We start from the raw sequence: 7,508 nt of genomic DNA on the forward strand, positions 1-7,508 counted from the left end.
AGTGTCCGAGTGGAAAGCAAAACGTTTCTGGAAATCAACTGAAGTCGTCGAAACGGAAGGCGGCTATTCAATCCTGCTGGACACGCGTCCGGTGCGCACGCCGGCAAAGGCCCCACTCGTCGTTCCGGCGCGTGAATTGGCCGAGGCCATTGCCGCGGAGTGGGACGCGCAGAGCGAAGCGATTGATCCACGCACAATGCCGGCCACGCGTGGCGCGAATGCGGCGATCGACAAGGTCCGCATCCAACATGCCGAAGTGGCGGATATGCTCGCGGAATATGGCGACTGTGACCTGCTATGCTATCGCGCCGCTCACCCCCAAGAACTCGTCACGCGCCAGAGTGCGAACTGGGATCCGATTCTGGAGTGGGCTGGTCTAGCTTTGCGCGCTCGTCTGGCGCCGCGTGAAGGTGTTGTGCACGCGCCTCAGGATGCCGTCGCACTTGCCCAACTGCGCGAGCGGGTCCATTCCTTTGATGAATTCGAACTGGCGGCATTCCATGATCTCGTGACCATTTCGGGGTCCCTGATTTTGGCCTTTGCCGTCACCGAGGGATTCCTGAGCGAAACGGAAGCCTGGCAGCTATCGCGCCTCGACGAGGACTATCAGTCCCAACAGTGGGGTGTGGATGAAGAGGCAGAAGAGTTGGCGCAAACCAAGCGAGAAAGCTTTTGCCATGCCGCCCAATTCTTCCGATCGGTCAAAAATCAAGCGTGAGTGCTCTAAGCCCGCTGAAACGGAATGCAATTGGTTGGTAGCTGATAGGTAACGTTCAGTTAAGATGACTATACGTGATCGTGCTCTTGACCTTCCGGAATGAATCTAACCAAAATGAGCCCATTGAAATGGCATATGCCCATTTTGGTATCGTCCCCGGCCTGGGAGGGTCGGATCTAAGCGTCGAAATAGGGCGCGAAATCAGGAAGAGGTAAAAATGAAAAAATCGGTATTTTTTGGCGCGCTGGCCATGACTGGTCTGGTTGCTGGAGCTGCGATGGCGCAGGATTCCACGACGCTCGCCGCCGTGAAAGAACGCGGCGCGCTGAAGTGCGGCGTCAACACCGGCACGCCAGGCTTTGCTGTTCCGGATGCGAACGGCACCTGGAAAGGCTTTGACATTGACGTTTGCCGCGCAGTGTCCGCAGCTATTTTTGGTGACTCCGAGAAGGTCGAATATGTCCCTCTCACATCCGCGACACGCTTCACAGCCTTGGCTTCCGGCGAAATCGACATGCTGGCGCGTAACACGACGTGGACTTTCACCCGTGACGTCGACCTTAAAAACGTCTTCGTTGGCGTGAACTACTACGATGGTCAGGGCTTCATGGTCCCCAAAGACCTCGGCGTTTCCTCCGCGAAAGAGCTCGCTGGTGCAACTGTTTGTATCGAAACAGGTACCACAACCGAGCTTAACCTCGCTGACTACTTCCGCGTAAACAACATGGAATACGAACCCGTTCCTGTTGAAAGCTTCACCGAAGCTCAGACGCAGTTCCTCGCTGGCGCATGTGACGTGTACACCACGGACGCTTCCGCACTGGCCGCTTCGCGCGCTTCTTTCGAGAACCCCGAAGGCTACGTCGTTCTGCCGGAAATCATCTCCAAAGAGCCACTCGGACCGCTCGTTCGTCACGGTGACGATGCTTGGGCAGACGTTGTAATGTGGACCCTGAACACGATGATTGCTGGCGAAGAGTACGGCATCACATCTGCAAACGCAGCTGAACTTGCCGCAGGCACCGAAAACCCCGAGATCAACCGTATTCTCGGCGCTGAAGGTGAACTGGGTGCCATGCTTGGTCTCGAAAAAGACTGGGCACTCAACGTGCTTACTCAGGTTGGCAACTACGGCGAAAGCTTTGAGCGCAACATCGGTGAAAACACACCGATCGGTCTCGCTCGTGGTCTGAACGCATTGTGGACAAATGGTGGCCTGATCTACACGCCGCCGTTCCGCTAAGACCATCTAAAAGGGAAGGGCGCGGAGAAATCCGCGCCCTTCACCTATTCACGATCCCAAAGAAAATTTTTCCCGCAGAGCACAGATCAACCGTGCCATTCGTCGGGACGCAACGGGGAAACAGGGGGCGTCATATATGACGACTATAACAGATCCGCAGCAGGACGGGGGTTTCCGCCTCAGCCAGCTGATCTACGATACACGTTATCGTTCCACGACAATTCAGGTGATTGCGCTTATCGCGTTCTTAATGATCATCGCCTTTTTGATCCGCAACACGGTCATCAACTTGGGCATTCTGGGTAAGGACATCAACTTTTCCTTCCTTGGTACCGCCTCAAACTACGACATCAACCAACGGCTAATCCCCTATGATTCCGCGGATTCGCATTTCCGTGCGGCTATGGTTGGTCTTCTCAATACGCTCCTGGTCGCTGTGCTGGGGTGCATCCTCGCCACGATTATCGGCATTATCGCCGGTGTTCTTCGCCTGTCGAAGAACTGGCTGACAGCCAAGATTATGGCCGTCTATGTGGAAAGTTTCCGCAACATCCCCGTTCTTTTGTGGATTCTGGCCTTTATGGCGATTTTCACAGAGATGGATCGCCAGCCGAAATCATTTCGCGGCGAAAATGCTCAGAACTCCATGTGGCTTTGGGATAGCGTAGCGGTCACAAACCGCGGCACCTATATCCCTGCGCCTGTCTGGGAAGCGAATTCGTCTCTCGTGGTCATCACCTTCCTCCTGTCGCTACTCGGGATCTGGGCGTTCGGGAAATATTCGATGCGCCGCTTTCAAGCGACCGGAGAACTATTACCGAATTTCTGGATCAAACTCGGCATCTTCGTGGTGCCGACACTTGTGGTCTATTTCTTGTTGGGTCGCCCTGTGGGTATGGAATTGCCGGAGTTGAAAGGATTCAACTTCGCCGGCGGTACATTCATGCGGAACTCGATGCTGGCTCTGTGGTTGGCGCTGTCTTTCTACACGGGCGCCTTCATCGCCGAAATTGTCCGCTCAGGTATTCTTGCGATCTCCAGCGGCCAATCGGAAGCGTCAGCCGCGCTCGGTATGCGTCCTTCGCGTACGATGAACCTCGTGATCCTGCCGCAGGCACTTCGCGTCATCATCCCGCCGCTGATTTCGCAGTATTTGAACCTGACCAAAAACTCCTCGCTCGCGCTCGCCGTCGGCTATACGGACCTTCGATCCACGCTGGGCGGAACGACCCTCAACACCACGGGTCGCGAGTTGGAGTGCATGCTTTTGATGATGTTGCTCTATCTTCTTGTGAGCCTCACCATCTCTTCGGGCATGAACTTCTACAACAAATCCGTGAAATTGAAGGAGCGTTGAGATGAGTGATATTCGCACACAAGACATCGCCTTCGTTCGCGAAGAAATCCTAGACCAACAGCCTCCGCCCCGCTCCCAACTTGGGGTGGCGAAATGGCTGCGCGAGAACCTGTTCTCGAACTGGTTCAATGGCCTGTTGACCATCGTTTCAATTGTCGTGTTGTTCATGGTGCTCTCGTCGGTGCTCCCATGGGTGTTCGGCGGTGTCTGGGATGCCGGAAGTCTCGCCGAATGCCGTGACATACTGAACGAACGGTTCGGCAACACACACTATGCCTGCTGGGCCGTCATCACCGAGCGCTGGCAACAGCTGATTTTTGGTTTCTATCCAGAAACCGAATACTGGCGCGCCATCGTTGCATTCGTTTTGATGCTCGTCGCCATCATGCCTGTCCTCTTTGACAATCTGCCCCGCAAACTTCTTTGGGTCACGATTGCCTTTCCGTTCTTGATGGTTTGGCTGGTCTGGGGCGGTACGATTTGGGGTCCGCTTTCTGTTGCGGTTGGCTTTGTCATCGGCGGAATTGCCTTTTCGATCATTGATCGCCGGTATTCGTCGATCATCGCCCTCATCGCGGCCGTTCTGATCACCATCGTATGGTGGCTGTTCATTGGCCCATCAGTCGTCGAGGGTCTAAACGCCCTGATACCTCTGGGCGAACTCAAGCGCGTCGAAAGCCGCGAATTGGGTGGCTTTATGATCTGTCTGATCATCGGCATCTCCGGTATCGCACTCTCTCTCCCGATCGGGATTGTGCTCGCGCTGGGCCGTCAGTCGGACCTGTTCATTGTCAAAATGATCTGCGTGGGCTTCATCGAGTTCATCCGTGGCGTGCCGCTCATCACACTGTTGTTCACGGCCTCTTTGATCCTGAACTACTTCCTTCCGCCAAATACGACCTTTGACCTCACGCTGCGCGTGATCATCATGGTGACGCTCTTTGCCTCTGCCTATATGGCCGAGGTGATCCGCGGTGGTCTGGCGGCCCTGCCAAAGGGTCAGTACGAAGCAGCCGACGCGCTCGGTCTGGACTACTGGAAGGCTCAGCGGCTCGTGATCATGCCGCAAGCATTGAAAATCTCCATCCCCGGTATCGTGAACACCTTCATCGGCCTGTTCAAAGATACGACTCTGGTGATGTTCATCGGCATCTTCGACATGCTCGCCCTATCCAATGCAATCCGCGCCAACTCGGAGTGGAACGGCATCTACTGGGAGCTATTCGTTTTCATCGGCCTCATCTTCTGGGTCTGCTGTTTTGCCATGTCTCAATATTCGCAGTGGCTGGAGCGCAAGCTCCGCACCGATCATCGCTAAGAAAGGGGACCTGCAATGTCTCTAGCTGAACAACGTTCAATCGACCGCACTCAGATGAAGGTCTCTGACGAGATCGCCATCCAAATCACCAACATGAACAAATGGTATGGTGAGTTTCACGTCCTGCGGGACATCAACCTGACCGTTCATCGTGGCGAGCGGATCGTTATTGCGGGGCCTTCGGGTTCTGGCAAATCGACAATGATCCGCTGCATTAACCGCCTTGAGGAGCACCAGCAGGGCAAGATCATTGTGGACGGGACGGAGCTCTCTTCCGATCTCAAAAACGTCGACAAGATCCGCTCCGAAGTTGGTATGTGCTTTCAGCACTTCAACCTCTTCCCGCACCTGACGATTCTCGAAAACTGCACGCTCGCGCCGATGTGGGTTCGCAAGACCCCCAAAAAAGAGGCCGAAGAAATCGCGATGCATTTCCTCGAAAAGGTCAAAATCCCGGAGCAGGCCGGTAAGTACCCCGGTCAGCTGTCGGGCGGCCAACAACAACGTGTGGCGATTGCGCGCTCTCTGTGCATGAAGCCACGCATCATGTTGTTCGATGAACCGACATCTGCTCTCGATCCGGAAATGATCAAGGAAGTGCTCGACACCATGATCGAGCTCGCGGAAGAGGGCATGACCATGCTCTGCGTCACCCACGAGATGGGTTTTGCCCGTCAGGTGGCGAACCGCGTAATCTTCATGGATCAGGGTCAGATCGTGGAGCAAAACGAACCGGAAGAGTTCTTCAACAATCCGAAATCGGAGCGCACGAAACTCTTCCTGAGCCAGATTTTGGGACACTGACGATTGATCGTCACAAACCTAAAAGGGGCGCCCATGGCGCCCTTTTTCATGTCTGGAGGCTAGCTGGAATCGTGAAATCGATGATTGTGCTTTTGCCAAAACCGACGGCTTCCCACCGATCTCCCACCACATCAAAAACGGTTGTCGCAGCCGTCGGATAGCGCGCGAAATCCGGAGAGGTAGATAGTGCAACCGCGAACCGCGCGGCGAAGTCAGCAATGCCTGGGTTGTGGCCAATGACCATGACCGCGTCACCTGTGGCGCGCCGAACATGCTCTAAAATGGTTTCGGCGCTGGCATGGTAGAGGCGTCTTGATCGCGTGCGCTCCGCCTGAAAACCGCCGGCCTCACAGACCAGATCACAGGTTTCGGTCGTCCGAGCGGCCGCTGAAAAGAGAACCTGATCGGGCGCATAGCCCGCATCACGCAACCACATTCCCACCGCTTGCGCATTTCGTCTGCCGCGCGCGTTTAGCACGCGATCATAATCGTCGAGCAAGGGATCATCCCAACTCGACTTGGCGTGCCGCATCACGATGAGGCGCAGTGGCATCTCTATGAGTCCGCGGTCACTCGTGGCGCTGAATCACGTATGAGGGACCCCGCGCCATGTTCGGTATAAAGTTCGAGCAAGCACGCATTCGGCGCACGACCGTCGAGAATAACAACAGCGCGCACACCGGCAGCCAACGCGTCCAACGCGGTCTCTGTCTTCGGGATCATGCCGCCCGCAATCACGCCTTCATCGGTGAGTTTGCGGATTTGTTGGGAGTTTAGCGACGTGAGAACCTCTCCGTCGGCGCCTTTGACGCCCGAAACGTCGGTCAACAGCAAAAGACGGTCCGCCTTCAATGCGCCAGCAATGGCACCCGCTGCCGTGTCCCCGTTGACGTTGTATGTTTCGCCACCGCGACCTGCACCCACAGGCGCAATCACCGGTATAAGGTTTTCCTCACCCAGTTCCTGAACGATTGATGGGTCCATCTCGACGGGGGTGCCTACAAAGCCAAGGTCCGGATTGGTCTGTTCGCAGATCATCAGATTGGCATCTTTGCCCGAGATACCTACAGCGCGGCCGCCTTGGCCATTGATCGCCTGCACAATCCGTTTGTTGACGAGGCCCGAAAGGACCATTTCAACCACTTCGACTGTCGCTTTGTCGGTCACGCGTTTGCCGTTCACGAACTCCGACTGGATGCCAAGATCCGCAAGCAGTTTATTGATCATCGGGCCACCGCCGTGGACGATCACCGGCTTTACGCCGACCTGCTGCATGAGAACGACGTCGCGTGCAAAGCTCTCCATCGCTTCGTCGGATCCCATGGCGTGTCCGCCGAGTTTAATCACCACGGTGGCACCCTCATAGCGCTGCAGGTAGGGCAGGGCCTGTGAGAGAGTGCGGGCGGTCGCGATCCAATCTCTGTTCATGTCTTGCTTCTTCATGGCCGGGGGTTCCGTAACAGGGTTTGCCCTGATTACCGCGAAGCCGCCCCCACGTGCAAGCGTGGCTCAGACGAGCGTCGCGATCACCGCGCGCAGAACATCGATGCCCCATCCCTTTTCGGACGAGGTCACGATCAGTTCCGGATAAGCCGCAGGGTGTTTCGCAATCGCGCCTCGCACTTGGGCGATGACCGCTTCGCGCTCCGCGTCTTTTACCTTGTCGGCCTTCGTAAGCACCGTTTGAAACGTCACCGCCGAAGAATCGAGGAGCGACATGATTTCTTCATCAACTGCTTTGACGCCATGACGGCTGTCGATCAGCACAAAAGCTCGGCGCAGGTTGGCGCGACCCGAAAGGTAGGCTTTCAATAGCCGCTGCCATTTCTCGACAGTTTTCACGGGTGCTTTGGCGAAACCGTAGCCGGGAAGGTCGACCAGATAGTGTTCATCAGCGCAGGTGAAAAAGTTGATTTCCTGCGTGCGCCCGGGCGTGTTGGACGCACGAGCCAAAGCTTTGCGTCCGGTCAGCGCATTGATCAGGCTTGATTTTCCGACGTTTGATCGTCCTGCAAAGCAAACCTCCAGACGGTCTGCGGGTGGCATGCCGTCCATGGCAACCACACCT

The 7,508-nt window shown here is 55.9% G+C and carries 8 protein-coding genes; 5 read left to right on the forward strand and 3 right to left on the reverse strand.

From position 1 onward, the window contains the following. Position 1 precedes the first annotated feature (1 nt). The 5 genes from ABD815_RS07735 (at position 2) to ABD815_RS07755 (ending at position 5,440) form a co-directional block, all read left to right on the forward strand. Positions 2 to 718, forward strand: coding sequence for an ATP12 family chaperone protein (locus tag ABD815_RS07735; protein ID WP_344845957.1), 717 nt, complete (start codon positions 2 to 4; stop codon positions 716 to 718). Between the two features lie 217 nt (positions 719 to 935). Continuing rightward, a complete protein-coding gene (locus ABD815_RS07740; protein ID WP_344845960.1) occupies positions 936 to 1,961 on the forward strand; it encodes an amino acid ABC transporter substrate-binding protein in 1,026 nt (341 codons plus the stop codon). 136 nt (positions 1,962 to 2,097) lie between these two features. Then, positions 2,098 to 3,318, forward strand: a complete 1,221-nt coding sequence (locus ABD815_RS07745; protein WP_344845962.1) for an amino acid ABC transporter permease — start codon at positions 2,098 to 2,100, stop codon at positions 3,316 to 3,318. 1 nt (position 3,319) lies between these two features. After that, positions 3,320 to 4,636, forward strand: coding sequence for an amino acid ABC transporter permease (locus ABD815_RS07750; RefSeq protein ID WP_344845964.1), 1,317 nt, complete (start codon positions 3,320 to 3,322; stop codon positions 4,634 to 4,636). A 15-nt stretch (positions 4,637 to 4,651) separates the two neighbouring features. Beyond that, the gene (locus ABD815_RS07755; protein WP_344845967.1) at positions 4,652 to 5,440 is read left to right on the forward strand and encodes an amino acid ABC transporter ATP-binding protein; all 789 of its coding nucleotides are present in this window, start codon (positions 4,652 to 4,654) and stop codon (positions 5,438 to 5,440) included. Positions 5,441 to 5,486: 46 nt separating this feature from the next. Here ABD815_RS07755 and ABD815_RS07760 read toward each other — a convergent pair whose 3' ends face one another. The 3 genes from ABD815_RS07760 to yihA form a co-directional block, all read right to left on the reverse strand. Beyond that, positions 5,487 to 5,993, reverse strand: a complete 507-nt coding sequence (locus tag ABD815_RS07760; protein ID WP_344845970.1) for a SixA phosphatase family protein — start codon at positions 5,991 to 5,993, stop codon at positions 5,487 to 5,489. A gap of 2 nt (positions 5,994 to 5,995) precedes the next feature. Further along, the gene (gene argB / locus ABD815_RS07765) at positions 5,996 to 6,883 is read right to left on the reverse strand and encodes an acetylglutamate kinase (protein WP_344845973.1); all 888 of its coding nucleotides are present in this window, start codon (positions 6,881 to 6,883) and stop codon (positions 5,996 to 5,998) included. A 66-nt stretch (positions 6,884 to 6,949) separates the two neighbouring features. Continuing rightward, positions 6,950 to 7,508, reverse strand: a 559-nt coding sequence (gene yihA / locus ABD815_RS07770; RefSeq protein WP_344845976.1) for a ribosome biogenesis GTP-binding protein YihA/YsxC, incomplete at its 5' end; no start/stop codon positions are given.

The sequence above is a fragment of the Celeribacter arenosi genome (genome assembly GCF_039539485.1).
GTDB classification, from domain to species: domain Bacteria; phylum Pseudomonadota; class Alphaproteobacteria; order Rhodobacterales; family Rhodobacteraceae; genus Celeribacter; species Celeribacter arenosi.

Coding starts and splice junctions, on each gene's coding strand:
- ABD815_RS07740 (WP_344845960.1), top strand. CDS start 936: ATGAAAAAATCGGTATTTTTTGGCGCGCTGGCCATGACTGGTCTGGTT.
- ABD815_RS07745 (WP_344845962.1), top strand. CDS start 2,098: ATGACGACTATAACAGATCCGCAGCAGGACGGGGGTTTCCGCCTCAGC.
- ABD815_RS07750 (WP_344845964.1), top strand. CDS start 3,320: ATGAGTGATATTCGCACACAAGACATCGCCTTCGTTCGCGAAGAAATC.
- ABD815_RS07755 (WP_344845967.1), top strand. CDS start 4,652: ATGTCTCTAGCTGAACAACGTTCAATCGACCGCACTCAGATGAAGGTC.
- ABD815_RS07760 (WP_344845970.1), bottom strand. CDS start 5,993: ATGCCACTGCGCCTCATCGTGATGCGGCACGCCAAGTCGAGTTGGGAT.
- argB (WP_344845973.1), bottom strand. CDS start 6,883: ATGAAGAAGCAAGACATGAACAGAGATTGGATCGCGACCGCCCGCACT.